The 15,944-nt window shown below is 67.3% G+C and carries 12 protein-coding genes; 8 read left to right on the plus strand and 4 right to left on the minus strand.

Features of this window, described 5'->3' with window-relative positions; all coding sequences use genetic code 11:
• Positions 1 to 83 precede the first annotated feature (83 nt).
• The 4 genes from WDM91_06800 (at position 84) to WDM91_06815 (ending at position 7,213) form a co-directional block, all read left to right on the plus strand.
• Complete coding sequence (locus WDM91_06800; protein ID MEI9994283.1) at positions 84 to 1,211, plus strand: efflux RND transporter periplasmic adaptor subunit; 1,128 nt, start codon at positions 84 to 86, stop codon at positions 1,209 to 1,211.
• Positions 1,211 to 4,345 (plus strand): efflux RND transporter permease subunit, encoded by a 3,135-nt coding sequence (locus tag WDM91_06805; protein MEI9994284.1) that lies wholly within the window; start codon positions 1,211 to 1,213, stop codon positions 4,343 to 4,345. Before WDM91_06800 ends, WDM91_06805 begins: the two co-directional genes overlap by 1 nt.
• 273 nt (positions 4,346 to 4,618) lie before the next feature.
• Complete coding sequence (locus tag WDM91_06810; protein ID MEI9994285.1) at positions 4,619 to 4,885, plus strand: hypothetical protein; 267 nt, start codon at positions 4,619 to 4,621, stop codon at positions 4,883 to 4,885.
• 57 nt (positions 4,886 to 4,942) lie between these two features.
• Positions 4,943 to 7,213: a CHAT domain-containing protein gene (locus WDM91_06815; protein ID MEI9994286.1), complete on the plus strand. Its 2,271-nt coding sequence runs from the start codon at positions 4,943 to 4,945 to the stop codon at positions 7,211 to 7,213.
• Between the two features lie 14 nt (positions 7,214 to 7,227).
• Here WDM91_06815 and WDM91_06820 read toward each other — a convergent pair whose 3' ends face one another.
• Positions 7,228 to 8,850, minus strand: a complete 1,623-nt coding sequence (locus WDM91_06820) for an NAD(P)/FAD-dependent oxidoreductase (GenBank protein ID MEI9994287.1) — start codon at positions 8,848 to 8,850, stop codon at positions 7,228 to 7,230.
• A 51-nt stretch (positions 8,851 to 8,901) separates the two neighbouring features.
• On the opposite strand from WDM91_06820, the gene WDM91_06825 reads away from it, so the two are divergent.
• Positions 8,902 to 9,468, plus strand: coding sequence for a VOC family protein (locus WDM91_06825; protein ID MEI9994288.1), 567 nt, complete (start codon positions 8,902 to 8,904; stop codon positions 9,466 to 9,468).
• A gap of 168 nt (positions 9,469 to 9,636) precedes the next feature.
• Here WDM91_06825 and WDM91_06830 read toward each other — a convergent pair whose 3' ends face one another.
• The 3 genes from WDM91_06830 to WDM91_06840 are packed head-to-tail and all read right to left on the minus strand — an operon-like array spanning position 9,637 to position 13,295.
• Positions 9,637 to 10,110: a DUF3237 domain-containing protein gene (locus WDM91_06830; protein ID MEI9994289.1), complete on the minus strand. Its 474-nt coding sequence runs from the start codon at positions 10,108 to 10,110 to the stop codon at positions 9,637 to 9,639.
• Between the two features lie 2 nt (positions 10,111 to 10,112).
• A complete protein-coding gene (locus WDM91_06835) occupies positions 10,113 to 10,910 on the minus strand; it encodes an enoyl-CoA hydratase/isomerase family protein (protein ID MEI9994290.1) in 798 nt (265 codons plus the stop codon).
• A 60-nt stretch (positions 10,911 to 10,970) separates the two neighbouring features.
• Complete coding sequence (locus WDM91_06840) at positions 10,971 to 13,295, minus strand: TonB-dependent receptor (GenBank protein ID MEI9994291.1); 2,325 nt, start codon at positions 13,293 to 13,295, stop codon at positions 10,971 to 10,973.
• 250 nt (positions 13,296 to 13,545) lie between these two features.
• Here WDM91_06840 and WDM91_06845 point away from each other — a divergent pair, with 250 nt between their 5' ends.
• The 3 genes from WDM91_06845 to WDM91_06855 are packed head-to-tail and all read left to right on the plus strand — an operon-like array spanning position 13,546 to position 15,934.
• The gene (locus WDM91_06845) at positions 13,546 to 14,454 is read left to right on the plus strand and encodes an alpha/beta hydrolase (protein MEI9994292.1); all 909 of its coding nucleotides are present in this window, start codon (positions 13,546 to 13,548) and stop codon (positions 14,452 to 14,454) included.
• Entirely contained in the window at positions 14,451 to 15,254 is an 804-nt protein-coding gene (locus WDM91_06850) for a glucose 1-dehydrogenase (protein ID MEI9994293.1), read from the plus strand. The genes WDM91_06845 and WDM91_06850 overlap by 4 nt, the downstream gene beginning before the upstream one ends.
• A gap of 29 nt (positions 15,255 to 15,283) precedes the next feature.
• Positions 15,284 to 15,934 carry a TetR/AcrR family transcriptional regulator gene (locus tag WDM91_06855; GenBank protein ID MEI9994294.1) on the plus strand — a complete coding sequence of 217 codons (651 nt, stop codon included), beginning with the start codon at positions 15,284 to 15,286 and terminating at the stop codon, positions 15,932 to 15,934.
• Positions 15,935 to 15,944: the final 10 nt, after the last annotated feature.

Raw genomic sequence — 15,944 nt, forward strand, 5'->3', positions numbered from 1 at the left:
TGTCCTAGATTATTGCGATTGCGAAGGATACGGAGTGGCGGCATGCCCCGCCCGTTGCCCAACGCCGTCCGAGATTTTCGCGCATGAATTCGAACCAGACGAAAAAGACGGGGCTTGGCCTCGCGCTGATCGGGTGCCTGTCCCTTGCCGGTTGCGGCCAGGGCACGCCTCCCAAGCGGCCGCCGCCGACGGTCGGCGTCGTGACCATCGCGCCCGAGGCCGTGCAGCTCACCACGCAATTGCCGGGGCGGACCGATTCGTTTGCGGTATCCGAAGTGCGGCCGCAGGTGAGCGGCATCCTGCTCAAGCGGCTGTTCGTCGAAGGCGGCCTGGTGAAGGCCGGCCAGCCGCTCTACCAGATCGACCCGGCGCCCTATCAGGCCGCCTATGCGAATGCCGCGGCGGCGCTGGCCACCGCCAAGGCGAAGTCCGACCGCTATGGCGCGCTGAAGGCGCTGAACGCGGTCGCGCTGCAGGACTATGACGACGCGCTGGCCGCCTACAAGCAGGCGGCGGCCAACCTGCAGACCGCGGCGATCAATCTGGGCTACACCAAGATCACCGCGCCGATCAGCGGCCGCATCGGGCGTTCCGCCGTCACCGAGGGGGCGCTGGTCACCGCGGACCAGACGACCGCGCTCGCCGTGATCCAGACCCTCGATCCCATCTATGTCGACATCACGCAATCGAGCGTCGAGCTGCTGAACCTCAAGCTGGCCTTGCAGGGCGGAACGATGACGCGCAACGGGCCGGCCTCGGCGCACGCGACGCTGACGCTCGACAACGGGACGCAATATCCGACGCCGGGCTCGCTGCAGTTCAGCGAGGTCACCGTCGACCAGACGACCGGCGCGGTCACGCTGCGCGCGATCTTCCCCAACCCGGACGGCATCCTGCTGCCCGGCATGTTCGTGCGCGCCGCGATCATCGAAGGGATCGACCGCAACGCCATCCTGGCGCCGCAGCAGGGCATCGGGCGCAACGAGAAGGGCGATCCGACCGCGATGGTCGTCGACGCCAAGGGTTTCGCAAGGCTGCGGCTGCTGAAGGTCGGGCGCGCCATCGGCGACAAATGGCTGGTCACCGACGGCCTCAAGCCGGGTGACAGGCTGATCGTCGAGGGCCTGCAGAAGGTGCAGCCCGACATGCCGGTGACCGCCGCGCCGGCGTCCTATGCCAAGCCGGCCGCCAAACCCGCCGCGGGTGGCTGATGGGCTTTTCGCAGTTCTTCATCGAACGGCCGGTCTTCGCCTGGGTGATCGCCATCGTGATCGCCCTGATGGGCCTGCTCGCGATCAACACCCTGCCGATCACGCAATACCCGACGATCGCGCCGCCCGCGGTGAGCATCGTGGCGAACTATCCCGGCGCCTCGGCCGAGACCGTGCAGAACTCGGTCACGCAGGTGATCGAGCAGCAGCTCACCGGCGTCGACAACCTGCTCTATTTCTCGTCGTCGTCGAGCTCGAACGGCCAGATCCAGATCACCGCGACCTTCGCGCCCGGCACCAACCCGGACATCGCGCAGGTCCAGGTGCAGAACAAGGTGCAGCAGGCGCTGCCCATCCTGCCGCAGGAAGTGCAGCAGCAGGGCGTCGTCGTCCTCAAATCGCAGTCGAGCTTCCTCTTGATCGTCGCGCTCTATGACGACAGCGGGCGCTACAACAACGTCGACATCTCCGACTTCCTCGCGAGCAAGCTGCAGGATCCCCTGAGCCGGGTCTCCGGCGTCGGCCAGGCGCAGGTGTTCGGCTCGCCCTATGCGATGCGCATCTGGCTCGACCCCTACAAGCTCAACAGCTTCGGGCTGACGCCGGGCGACGTGCAGGCCGCGGTGCTGGCGCAGAACGTCCAGGTCTCGGCCGGCGAGCTGGGGGCGCAGCCCACCGTGCCGGGCCAGCAGCTCGACGCGACCGTCACGGCGCAGTCGCGCCTGACGACGCCGCAGGAATTCCGCGACATCGTGCTGAAAGCGAGCCAGGGCGGCGCCATCGTGCGGCTCGGCGACGTGGCGCGGGTCGAGCTCGGCGCCCAGAGCTATGCCGTGGTCAGCCGGATGAACGGCAAGCCGGCCGCCGGCATCGCGATCCAGCTCGCGCCCGGCGCCAACGCGCTGAAGACCGCCGATGCGGTCAAGGCGCGGGCGACCGAGCTGTCGTCGACCTTCCCGCCCGGCGTGAAGCTCGCCTTCCCGGTCGACAACACGACCTTCATCCGGCTGTCGATCAACGACGTGATCAAGACGCTGGTGGAGGCCACGATCCTGGTCGTGGTCGTGATGTTCATCTTCCTGCAGCACTGGCGCACCACGCTGATCCCCGCGATCGCGGTCCCGGTCGTGCTGCTCGGCACCTTCGGCGTGCTGTCCGCCTTCGGCTATTCGATCAACACGCTCACCATGTTCGCGCTGGTGCTGGCCATCGGCCTTCTGGTCGACGACGCCATCGTCGTGGTGGAGAACGTCGAGCGCCTGATGCGCGAGGAGGGCCTGTCGCCCAAGGACGCGACCAAGAAATCCATGCAGGAGATCACCGGCGCGCTGATCGGCATCGCGCTGGTGCTCTCGGCGGTGTTCCTGCCGATGGCGTTCTTCGGCGGCTCGACGGGCGTGATCTACCGGCAGTTCTCCGTCACCATCGTGTCGGCGATGGTGCTTTCGGTGATGGTGGCGCTGATCCTGACGCCGGCGCTGTGCGCCACGCTCTTGACGCCGATCCCCAAGGACGGCGCGGAACGCCATGGCCGCTTCTTCACCTGGTTCAACGAGACCTTCGACTACGGCCGCGAGCGCTATGCCTCGGCGCTGACGCGCTTCCTCGGCTGGGTGACGCCGGCGTTGCTGATCTATGGCGGCATCATCGTGGTGCTGGTGCTGCTCTTCCTGCGCCTGCCGACCGCCTTCCTGCCCGAGGAGGACCAGGGCGCGATCCTCACGCAGATCACCCTGCCGGTCGGCGCCACCCAGGCGCGCACCCTCGCCGTCGCCAAGCAGGTCGAGCACCACTACATGGTGGACGAGAAGGCCAATGTCGACGTGGTTTTCGTCGTCGCCGGCTTCAGCTTCGCCGGCGCGGGACAGAATTCGGGTCTCGCCTTCGTCCATCTGCGGCCCTGGAGCGAGCGCTCCGGCGCGGCGAACCACGCGCCGGGCATCGTGCAGCGCGCGATGGGCACCTTCATGAGATACCGCGATGCCATGGTGTTCGCGCTGGTGCCGCCGGCGGTGCAGGAACTCGGGCAATCCTCCGGCTTCGACGTCGAGATGGAGGATCGCGGCAATCTCGGCCATGACGGGCTGATGAACGCACGCAACCAGTTCCTCGCCCTGGCGGCGAAGGATCCGCTTCTGTCCGGCGTGCGGCCCAACGGGCTCGACGACACGGCGCAGCTTCACGTCGACATCGACCGCGAGAAGGCCAGCGCGCTGGGCCTGTCGCTCGGCGACATCGACAACACGCTCAGCATCGCCTGGGGCGGGCAGTTCATCAACGACTTCGTCGACCGCGGCCGGGTCAAGCAGGTCTATGTGCAGGCGGACGCGCCCTATCGCATGCTGCCCGACGATCTCTATCGCTGGTATGTCCGCGGCAGCACGGGCGAGATGGCGCCGTTCTCGTCCTTCGCGACGTTCAAATGGACGCTGGGTCCCGCCAAGCTGGAGCGCTTCAACGGCATCGGCTCGCTCGAGCTGCAGGGCACGCCGGCGCCGGGCGAGAGCTCCGGCACCGCGATGGACGAGGTCGAGCGGCTGTTCAAGCAGCTGCCGGCCGGTGTCGGGCTGGAATGGACCGGCCTCTCCTATCAGGAACGGCAGGCCGGGGCGCAGACCTATGCGCTGTACGGCATCTCCGTGCTGGTCGTGTTCCTGCTGCTGGCGGCGCTCTATGAGAGCTGGTCGATCCCGCTCTCGGTCATGCTGGTCATCCCGCTGGGCATCGTGGGCGCGATCCTCGCGGCGACGCTGCGCGGGCTCTACAACGACATCTATTTCCAGGTCGGCCTGCTCACCACCATGGGCCTCGCGGCGAAGAACGCCATCCTGATCGTCGAGTTCGCGGTCGATGCGCAGAAGCGCGGCGCGTCGGTGCGCGACGCGGCGCTGGAGGGGGCGCGGCTGCGGCTGCGGCCGATCCTGATGACCTCGCTGGCCTTCATCGCGGGCGTCATCCCGCTGGCGATCTCGACCGGCGCGGGCGCCGCGAGCCAGAACGACATCGGCACCGGCGTGATCGGCGGCATGCTGTCGGCGACGATCCTGGCGATCTTCTTCGTGCCGCTGTTCTACGAGATCGTGCGCGGCGGCTTGCGGCGGCGGCGGACCGCCGAGCCCGCGCGCGAGGCCTAGGGTCCTTACGCAATTGCCCTGAGTCATTCAAAGGCCTGTCATGGCCCGCCGGAGAGCGGGCCATGACAGTGACACTGCGAATCCCAATTGAGTCTGGACCCTCCGTACTCCATAAAAATGGAATGACGGCGCCCTTGATCGGATTCGGCAAAGTCCACTAAGCTTTGCCGGCCTGTGTATCCTTGCGTTCGGCACAACCCAAAATCGATCGTTCGCGAACTTGTCCGCGCCTTGCGGGCGAGGGCCGGTGCGATCCTGCGCGGGAGCATCGCCATGGACGTGAACATTCTCGGGGCCCTGTGTTTCGGCGTCATCGTGGGCTGGATCACCTACCGCACGCTGCGGCGGCAGGGCGAGACCGTCGCGCTCTCCAACATCGCGAGCGTCATCGGCGCGATCGGCGGCGCCGCCGTCACCGCGCTGTTCAGGCCGGAGATCTTCAGCTGGTATTGCATCGGCCTGTTCGCCGGCTTCTTCGGCTATCTCATCCTGGGCAACACGGTGTTCAAGAACACAAGCTGGCTCGGCAACGGCGACTGACGCCGCGGCGGGGTGCGAACCGAAATCTTCCGGTGAAGGCAAATGGCGCAAGCAGGGATGCCCGACAGGGCCTGGCTTCTGACGCAATTGCGGCGGCTGCTCCTGTCGCGGCTGAAACTGCCGCGTCTGGCGTCGGCGGCACTCCTGCGTCTGCCATTGCCGCAATCGGCGGTGCGGCACCTGGCTGCCGCGCTGATGCGCCTCCCGGCGCTGGAACGCTATGAACTCAGCATGGACGCCCTGCGCAACGTCCGAACGGCGGGCGATCTGCTCGCAGCCGTCGTTCTGAACCTCTCTCTGCAACAGGCCGCACCCAGGCCCGTCGCCAAGAAGACCGCAGGAAAAAAGCCGCCTGCGGCGCGCGCCGTCAAACGCCTGGCGAAAAAGCCGAAGAAAAAGGCGAAAAAGAAGAAGAGCTCCGATGGCGAAGGCCGCCCTGCGAGCGCGCATTCGACAAAAAGCCGGCGGAAGCCCGCCCGCCCGCGGCGTGAACGGGCGCCGCGGCGGATGTTCGACACGCTGACCGGAGACTCGGATCATCCCACGGCTGCTTTCATGGAGGCTTTGCGGACGGCCGGCCCGCCGCAGATGCCGGAGCGGACCGCGCGCTTCGCCAATGTCGTTCTCACGAACGGCCGCGGCACGGTCCTGGATCGCAGCCGGAGCTTGGAGCCGGCGCAAACGGTCCGCCTGCGGCTCGATATCGGACCGCTCTCGGCGGAGAGCCAGGTCGAAAACCCGGAAGAGTTTCCCGACCGCATCCTGCCGGTCGATATCTGGCTCGATGTGCTGGTGAGCAGCACCGATTTCGTCGTCGCTTCGCATGACGGCAAGGCACGCGGCACGGTCGCGCAAAGCCGCCTGTTTCTTCCCGGCGACGGCGGGCCCGCCACCAATCCCGACGGCGGCAGGCACCTTGTCTTTGAACTGACCGCGCCCGACCGGCCGCGCGGCGACGCCCCGGCGCGGGCCCGCATCGGCTACTATTACCGCAACATCCTGGTGCAGTCGCAGTGCCTGATCGCCCATGTCGGCGGGGATGGCGGCTTCAAAGTCGTGACCGATTACACGCAGTCCGCCGACCTGACCGGGCTCGATGCGATTCCGGACCGGCCGCGCCTCAGCGTCTTCACCAACGCCAATGACGACGGCGGTCACCAGATCATCCTGCGGCATCCGGACGTTGCCCAGACCGGCACGGAGAGTGCGGTCACCGTCGCGGTCGAAGGCAAGGAGATCGACCCGACCGTCACGGATCTGCGCAAGGCGCTGACCTCGCTGGCGCCCGAAACCTCCAAGGTTTCGCGCGACGCGCTGGCCGCGCTGCTGCGCAAGATCGCACCGCTCGGCGCCCTCCTCTACCAGCAGCTTCCCGGCCAGAAGGCATTCGGCTTCTTCCTCGACGTCTACGACAACCCGGAGAAATACGTCATCCAGGTCGCGCGCCCCGATACGTCGAGCTTCGTCCTGCCATGGGACCTCATCTACGAGATTCCGCTGACCTCCGGCGTCGAACCGGCGCTGTGCGAGATGGTCGCGACCTGGGACGGCAAGCGCGATCTGTTCGACGGCATGCCGAGGCAGTGCCCGCACGGACCGCATCTGCGCGACGTGCTCTGCCCGTTCGGCTTCTGGGGATTCCGCTACACCGTCGAACAGCTGTCGCGGACGGACGCCATCGCCAAGGAAATCGTCGCGGCCCCCGACAGCCGATGGGTGGTCGGCGAAACCCAAATCGGAATCGACCTCAAGGCGCTCGACGCCCATATCGCGAAGCTGCGCGCCCTGCTCGCCGGCGCGCTGCCCAAGGCGACCTTGAGCGAAGGCCGCAGCCGCCAGACGCTCGAAGACCTGCTCGGGTCCAACCTGCCCTTCGTCTATTTCTTCTGCCACGGCAACAAGCGCAATATCGCCGATCCCAATCTCTGGCTGGCGGTCGGCAAGGACGAGCCGATCACCGCGGGCGACGTCGTCGGCTGGCCCCGCATCTGGTACGGCAAGCTGAAAAAACTGTTCTGGGACGAGGTTCGCCCGCTCATCTTCGTCAACGCCTGCCAATCGCTGGCCATCGAGTCGACCACGCTCGTGTCCTATCTCGACGCCTTCCTCGGCAGCGGCAACGCATCCGGCGTGATCGGCACCGAGATCAAGGTCAGCCAGCCGCTCGCGATGGATGTCGGCCAGCGCTTCTTCGAATCCTGGGTGCGCGGCGAGACGGTCGAGGCGGCCTTGCGCGCCATCCGCATGGATTACCTGCGGCAAGGCAACATGTTCGGCCTGGTCTACACGCCCTATTGCTGGTCCGAACTGCGGATCAGGACGTCATAGCTTCGCGGCGGCGGTCATTCCGCCGCCAACGCGAAGCCTTCATAGCCGGCCTTGGCCGAAGCGTCGCAGCGCTGCGAATAGTTGGCGAAGCCGCCGACATAGACGCCGAACTGCCGCGGCTTGCCCGGGATGTTGGAGCCGAAATACCAGGAGTTCGAGCGCGGATAGAGCGTGTGGCCCGCGACCGCGGCAACATGGGCGGTCCACTCCGCCTGCGCGTCCGGCAGCGGCGCGATCCGCGTCAGGCCCTGGGCGCGCATATGCGTGAGGCAATCGGCGATCCAGTCGACATGCTGCTCCACCGCCACCGGCATGTTCGCGAGCACGGACGGACTGAGCGGGCCGGTGATGGTGAAGAGATTGGGAAAGCCCGCGATGCCGAGGCCCAGATAGGTCCCCGCGCCTTGCGCCCAGGCCTCGCGCAGACTCAGGCCGCCGGCGCCCCGGATGTCGATGGCGAGCAGCGGGCCGGTGATCGCGTCGAAGCCCGTGGCCAGCACCAGCACGTCGGCCTCATAGGCCGCGTCCGCGGTGCGGATCGTCTTGCCCTCCATGCCGGTGATCGGCGCGGCGCGCAGGTCGGCCAGCGTCACGTTCGGACGGTTGAAGGTCTCGTAATAGTCGTCGTCCATCGGCGGCCGCTTGGTGCCGATGGGATGGTCGGTCGGGGTCAGCAGCGCCGCCGTCCTGGGGTCCTTCACGACCTGTTTGATATAGTCGCGCACGAAGCCGCACATCACCTCGTTCGCCTCGACGCTGGCGAAGATATCGGTAAAGGCGCTGAAAAAGCGCGTGCCGCCCATCTGCCAGAACTTTTCCAGCGTGGCGCGGCGGACGTCTTCGGTCACCGCGAGCGCGGCCGCTTCCGGCGGATCGAACGGCACGCCGCCCGACGAGGCGAAGCATTTGGCGCGGATCTCGCGATAATGCTCTTTGACCCAGGCGTCGAACTGCGCGCTCATCGGCGCGTTCCACACCGGGATCACCCAGTTCGCCGTGCGCTGGAAGACGACGAGGCTGTCCGCCTGCCTGGCGATGCGCGAGATCGCCTGGACGCCGGAGGCGCCGGTGCCGATCACCGCGACGCGCTTGCCGGTGAAATCCTGCGGCGTGTGCGGCCAGGCCGCGGTGTAGAGGACCTCGCCGGTGAAATTCTCGAGGCCGGGGATCGCGGGGCGCTGCACTTCCGAAAGACAGCCGGCGGCGGAGATCACGAAGCGGGCGGTCAGCGTCTCGCCCGCGCTGTCGGTGACGGTCCACAGGGCGGCGGCATCGTCGAACACGGCGGACGTCACGGCGCGCGAGAAGCGGAAATGACGGCGCAGGTCGAAGCGGTCGGCGACATGGTTCAGGTAGCGCAGGATCTCCGGCTGCTCGGAATAGCGCAGGCTCCACGACCATTCCTGCTCGAGCTCCTTCGAGAAGGAATAGCTGTAATAGTAGCTTTCGCAGTCGCAGCGCGCGCCGGGATAGCGGTTCCAGTACCAGACGCCGCCGACGTCGTCGCCCTTCTCGAAGCCCGCGACCGTGAAGCCCAGCGTCGTCAGCTTGTGCGCCGCGTAAAGCCCGGCGAAGCCCGCGCCGATCACCACGGCGTCGCAATCCGGCCTGCGGCCCGGCGGCTGGGGGGTGTCCATCGGCGTGCTCCCTGGGCGATCTTTGTTGTTTTAGAACCACCATTCTATAACATGCGTTATGCAATCACGACAAGCCGCATCGCGGCGCAGACCGGGAGGACGACGATGGCGGAATGGCGGCTCAGGCATTTCTATCACACGATCATCAACGCGCGGGACATCGACGAGTCGGTGCGGTTCTACGAGATGCTGGGATTCCGGATCGTCTCCGACCGGCGCGACGCGGTATGGCCGGACGGCAGCGGCGCCTCCTTCGCGCTGATCCCCAATCCGAAGGGCCGTGGCGTGCTGATGATCCTGCCGTCGGATCCGGACGGCCCGATGCTCGACATCATCGAATGGCAGGCGCCGCGCGCCGAGTTTCCGGAGGGCGCGCCGACGCGGGTGCCGCGCGTGCTGGCGTTCCGCACGGAGAATGTCCGCGCGGCGCATGTCGCGCTGAAGGCGCAGGGCGTGCGGTTCACGACGGAGGAGCCGACCTCGATCCCCGCGGCGGGGATCACGGGCTGCATCGTCGCCTATGACCCGAACGGGACGCTGATCGAGATGATCGAGCTCGAGCCGGGGCTGCGGCATTCGAAGATCCGGGAAGTGTTTACGCCGGAGGGGAAAGCGTAAGACACCACAGCTTGTCATCCCCGGCCGAACGCCGCGAAGCGGCGTGAGGGGACTGCGTAGCGACAGCGTACACAGACCCAGGCGGTAAGACCGTCACGGTGTTTGCTGCCTGGGTCCCCTTCCCTCGCCGCGCTTCGCGCGGCTCGCCGGGGATGACAAGTGGAGGTGCTAAATGACCTCGTGAATCTCGTACGCCACGCCCTCCGGCGTCACCAGGCCGACACCCACCGCAACGAGATCGTTGAGCCAGGCATAGCGGGCGTCGCCGGTCTCGAAGACCGGGCGGGTGCGGAAATAGAGCGCGGCGCGGTCGGCTGCGCTCAAGGTGCCACCGCGTGCGAACTGCTTCGGGCCCTCGGAATAGGGGCGGAAGATGCCGGTGTAGCTGACATAGATCTTGGCGCCGTCCTGCGTCTGCCAGGTGACGCGGGCATCGAGGCGCAGGACGTCGCGCGCCGCGTCGATCAGCGCCCAGTCGCCGCCGCCCGGAAGCACGGTGCCGTTCAGGCGCTCGCCCACGATATCGCCGCCGGTCACAACCGCGATCATGCGGCGGCCGAACGGCGCGGCACCGGTGTCGTGCTGCGGCCGGTCAAGCGTGGCGCGATAGAGGCAGAGCGGGCGAAGGCCTGGCGGCGTCATCGTCAGGCCGGCGCGGCATAGCGCGGCGGGCGCTTTTCCAGGAAGGCGTTCATCGCTTCCTCGAAATCGGGACCGCGGCCGCAGATCGCCTGGGCGCGCTCCTCGAGGTCGATCACCGCCGCGAGATCGTCGATCTTGAGCGAGGTGTTGAGCGTCTGCTTGGTCAGGCGCAGGCCGAGCGGCGCGGTGTGCAGCATCGGCGCGACGAATAGCGCCGCGGCGTCCTCCAGCCCGGCATCGGGGACGACGCGCGAGACGAGGCCGACCTGCAACGCGCGGGCCGCGTCGATGAAGGCGCCGGTGTACATGAGCTCCGTCGCGACGCCGAGGCCGACGATGCGCGGCAGGAAATAGGTGAGGCCCAATTCGCAGCCCGAGCGGCCCAGCGCCACGAACGCGTCGTTCATCCGGGCGCTCTCGCCTGCGATGCGGATGTCCGCCGCCAGCGCCAGCGCGAAGCCGCCGCCGCACGCCGGACCGTGCACCAGGGCGACGATGGGCTGCGGACAGGCGCGCATCAGCTTGACGATGTCGAACAGGTGATGCCCGGGGCGGAGGCGGCCGGCGCCCTCCGGCACGCGGTCGCCCGCGAGATGCTCCTTGATGTCGAGGCCGGCGCAGAAAGCGCGCCCGGCCCCGCGCAGCACGACGATGCGGACGCCATAATCCTGCTGGAGCCCTTCGAAATAGGCGCACAGCTCGCGCACCATGGTGCCGGTCAGCGTGTTGAGGCGGTCGGGGCGGTTGAGCGTTAGCCACTCGACCTCGCCGCGGCGTTCAACCTGGATGGTGACGGGCATGGCGGGATCCGCGCGGGCGGGCGGACGGCTGTTCAACGCACAGCCGCCCGCCCTACCGGTCTAGAGGTTCACTCCGAACCGGATGCCGACGGTCCGCGGCGGGTAGTAGACGAAGTTGTCCGGCTCCTGGATCTGCTGGCCGAGACTGATCGACTGCATGCCGTCATTGGAGATGACGTCCGCATTCTCGATGTTGTTCACGAAGGCCTCCGCCTTGTAGTGGCCGTTGGTCGACAGCCAGGTCAGGTGGAAATTGGTCAGCGTGTAAGGCTTCTGCTGCGAGGTGATGTAGTTGTCCGGCAGGAACTGGACCTTGCCGGAGACGAAGGTGTCGACCCGCGGCGTGATCGTGCCGATGGAGGTTTCGAAATTGTACTCGGCGCCGAAATCGATCGTGTAGGGCGGCGTCTGGTTCAGCGTGTTGCCGCGGAAATTGCACAGGACCGGCGCCGGGCCGCAGCCCGGCCCCGGCGCGCCGAAGCGCGTGTCGGTGGTGATGTAATTGCCGTAGGTGGCGCGGTTCACCGTGACCGTGGCGTTGAGGCGCAGATTGTCGACCGGCAGGGCGACGGCCTCGAATTCGAGCCCGTTCACCTGGGTGATGCCGTTGACGTTGTTGATGCCGGACTGCGTCGTGCTCTGCACGAAGACCTGCAGATGCGCGATCTCCTCGTGATAGGCGGCGACGTTGAGCTGCAGGCGGTCGTCGAAGAACTGCGACTTCACGCCGGCGTCGTAGGACCACATGCTCTCGGGGCCGTAGATATTGGCGAGGCCGATGATGTTGCCGCCCGAGAGATAGCCGCGCGAGGCCGAGGCATAGGCCATGACGTGGTCGCTGACCTGGTAGTTCAGGCCGGCCTTTCCGGTCCACTGTCCCCAGGTCTTGTCGAACGGCCCCGCGGTGACGCCGCAGGAGCCGCTGGGATTGCCCGGCCCGCCGCAGATCAGCGGCAACTGGTAGTCGAGATAGTTGTAGCCGTATTTGCGGTCGTAGCTGTAGCGCACGCCGGCCGTCAGGGTCAGCGGAATGCCCAGCGCGGTCTTCGCCAGGTCGTAGTCGATCTGCCCGAACGGCGCGAAGGATTGCGATTTCGAATAGCCGTGGCTGAGGAAGTTGTAGGTGTCGGATGCGACGTTCGCCGACGCGTCGTTCAGGCCGGTGTCGGAATAGGCGAAGTCTTCGTAGTTGTTGGACCAGAAGTAGTAGAGGCCGAAGATCCATTTGAGCGGCGAGCCGTCGTCGTTCGAGGCGAGACGCACCTCCTCCGAGATCTGGTGCTGGCGCAGGATCCAGCTCGAGCCCATCGCGAGCGGCGCGTCGGAGCCGTCGCCGTCGCTGGTCTGGCTGACATTGCTGGTGCTGTAGCCGGTGACCGAGGTCAGCGTCGCGAAGTCGAGATTCCAGTTGAGCGTGCCGCTGTAGAGCGTCAGGCGGTTATAGGCGTTCTCCGGATAGTCGTGGCAGAATTTGCGCGGGTCGAACTTCGCCTGGGTGCTGAAATCGCAGGGCGAGCCGGCCGGGATCGGATCGGTGCCTGTCATGTAGCGGGTCGGGGTCTCCCACCAGGCGGTGGCCGTCGCCGCCGCCGTGTTGTTCGAATTGGCGCTGGCTGAGAGCAGCAGGTTCAGGTTGGGCGAGAACTCCATATAGAGCTGGCCGCGCACCATCTGGAAGTCCTGGCCGTCCTGGGTGTGCGTGGCGCCCGGCGCGGTCGACAGGTTCTCCGCATAGGGGTTGTGCTGCGCCGAGACGCCGGTGACGCGGGCGTACATCTTGAAGTCGCCGTCGTCGATCAGCGGAGCGTTGACCCAGCCGCGGAAGGTGCGCTGGGCATAGTCGCCGACCAGCACGTCGAGACCGGCGCCCAGCGTGTCGCCCGGCTTGTTGGTGATCACGTTGATCGAGCCGCCGACCGAGTTGCGGCCGTAGAGCGTGCCCTGCGGGCCGCGCAGCACCTCGATGCGCTCGATGTCGTAGAACTCCGGGTCGACCGAGGTCGAGCGCTGCAGCGTGACGCCGTCGACGCTGTAGGCCACCGGCGAGTCGCCGCCCGGCGTGGTGTTCTGGCTGCCCAGACCGCGCATGGTGATGACGTTCTCGCCGCCGGTGACGCCGGCGCCGAAGCGCAGGGACGGCACCCGCTGGCCCAGTTCGTTGAAGCCGACGATGCCCTGGGAGTCGAGCGAACCGCCGTTGAGCGCGGTCAGCGCCACCGGAACGGTCTGGCTGTCCTCCGAACGTTTCTCGGCCGTCACCACGACGGTCTCCACCGTCGAGCCGCCGCCGGCGCCGGGATCGGCGGCAAGCGCGGGGATGGTCGTCAAAAGCAAGCAGAATGTGGCTGCGCCGCTTTTGAGCGCGGCCGTAAGGTCCATACGCATACGCTTCACTCCCCTTCGAATTTTTTTAAACCCGCCTCGCGAAGGCACCCCGCCAAGCCGGCCCTTTGGCGTTTATATAACAGGTGTTACAATATCTGACAAACGCTTTCTGGGCCATCGCACCCAAACGCGCCGCAACATCGCTTTCGCAAGTGCGAAGCCGTCGTTTTATAGAACGCGCGTTCGAAATAGATTGCCGGCGCACGGCAGCCCCGTTACAAGCGATTCAGGTTCGAACACGAGAGACGCAATGCGGCCCATAGATGCGGTGCGTGACATGCTGAAGAGCCTGGTCGGCGGGCCCGACACGCCCTTCATGGCGCGCCGCGCCCAGGCCGAGCAATTCGCCGCCGCCTTCGTCGCGCCGGACGACGTCGCGATCGCGCCCGGCACGCTGGGCGGCATCCCCGTCGAGTGGATCACGCCGTCGGGCGCGCATCCGGCGCGGACCTTTTTCCACCTGCATGGCGGCGGCTATGTGCTGGGCCATCCCGCCGGCTCGCGCCCGTTCACCACCGAATTCGCGCGGCTTGCGCATTGCAGCGTGGTCAGCATCGACTACCGGCTGGCGCCGGAGCATCCTTTCCCCGCAGCGGTCGACGACGCGCTGGCGGCCTATCGTGCGCTGCTTGCGGGCGGACGCGAAGCCGGCGATATCGCGGTCGGCGGCGAGTCGGCGGGCGGCGGCCTTGCCGTTGCGACCGTGCTCGCGGCACGCGATGCGGGCCTGCCGCTGCCCGCGTCGCTGGCGCTGATCAGCCCATGGACCGATATGCGCTGCGCGGCGGAGAGCTTCGACAGCAAGGCCGCGGTCGATCCGCTGCTGACACGGCGCAGCCTCAAGGAGATGGCGGATGCCTATATGGGCGCGGGCGATCCGGCGCAGCCCCTCGCCTCCCCGGCGCTTGGCGATCTCAAGGGCCTGCCGCCCATGCTGATCCATGTGGGCAGCGACGAGGTGCTGCTGGACGATGCCACGGCGCTGGCGGATGCGGCGCGAGCCGTCGGCGTCGACGCTACGCTCGAGATCTGGCCGGAGATGATCCATGTCTGGCACATGTTCCACCCGATGCTGCCCGAAGGCGCGGCGGCGCTGCGCCAGATGGCGGCTTACACCGTCGGAACATGGGATCGACAGGCGCGCGGAGAACGGACATGAGCCGACTGGACGGCAAGGTCGCCATCGTGACGGGCGGCGCCAGCGGCATCGGGCGCGCCTGCGCCCTCGCCCTGGCCGCCGAAGGCGCAGTGGTGATGATCGGCGACATCGACGAGACGGGCGGAGCCGAGACCCGCGATGCGATCGCCGCGGCCGGCGGCAGGGCCCATTTCCGTCCGCTGGACGTGGCGCGCGAAGACGATTGGAAGACGATCGTCGCGACGACGGCGCAGAAATTCGATGCGCTGCACATCCTCGTCAACAATGCCGCGATCTGCATCTCGCGGCCGCTGCTGGAGATGAGCTTCGAGAGCTGGCGGCGGCAGCTGGCGATCAATCTCGACGGGCTGTTCCTGGGCACCAAGGCGGCGCTGCCGCTGATGGAGAGATCCGGGGGCGGCTCGATCGTCAACATGTCGTCGGTCGCGGGCCTGCGCGGCGTGCCCGGCATGTCGGGCTACTGCGCCAGCAAGGGCGGGGTGCGGATGTTCACCAAGGCGGTGGCGCTGGAATGCGCCCAGGCGCGCAACAATGTCCGCGTCAATTCGGTGCATCCGGGCTCGATCGAGACGCCGATCTGGCTGAAGCTCGGCAATGACGGCGAGATGCCGGCTTCCGATGCGCGGCGCAATTCCGACGCGATGGCGGAGATCCGCGCCGCCGGCGCCGCGGCGACCCCGGTCGGCCATTCCGGCCTGCCCAGCGACATCGCGGCGGGCGTTGTGTTCCTCGCCGGCGACGAGTCGCGCTTCATCACCGGCACCGAACTCGTCATCGACGGCGGCGTGATGGCGGGCTAGAAGGCGCGCACACGCCGTCCGAGGTCCCCATGCCCAAGATCGTCGACCATGACGTCCGCCGCGACGACATCGCCCGCGCCGCTTTCCGCGTGATCCGCAAGAAGGGAGTCGCAAAGGCGACGATCCGAGACATCGCGCGGGAGACCGGTTCCTCGGTCGGCGCGGTGGTGCACTATATTCCGTCCAAAGACCATATCTTCCTGCAGGCCGCCGAATACTCGACCCTGGTCATCCGCGGCCGGATGGAGCGGGCGGAGCGCGACCATACGGGCATCGCGGCGCTGCGGCATGTGCTGTACGAAGGCCTGCCGGCCGACGACGACATGCTCGGGCACTGGAAGATATGGTTCGGGTTCTGGCAATTGTCGCAGACCAGCGAGCTGATCCGCGCGGCGACGCACGACCGCTATGCCGAATCCTATCGCCGCTACGGCCGGCTGATGAAGGCGGCGCAGAAGGCGGGCGACATCCGCCCCGACATCAAGATCGCCGACGCGACGGCGGCGCTGATCTGCCAGATGGACGGGATCGGCGTGCATGTGCTGGTCAGCGGCCGGGCGCCCACGGCGCGCAAGCTGCGGCAACAGATCGACGGCTGGATCGAGCGGATGCTGGGCACGGCCAAACGCGGCCGCGGCGACAATGTCGTGCCCTTCGGGGCGCGGCGGACGGCGCGCTGATGCAGCGCCG

The sequence above is a fragment of the Rhizomicrobium sp. genome, assembly GCA_037200385.1.
Lineage (GTDB): Bacteria > Pseudomonadota > Alphaproteobacteria > Micropepsales > Micropepsaceae > Rhizomicrobium.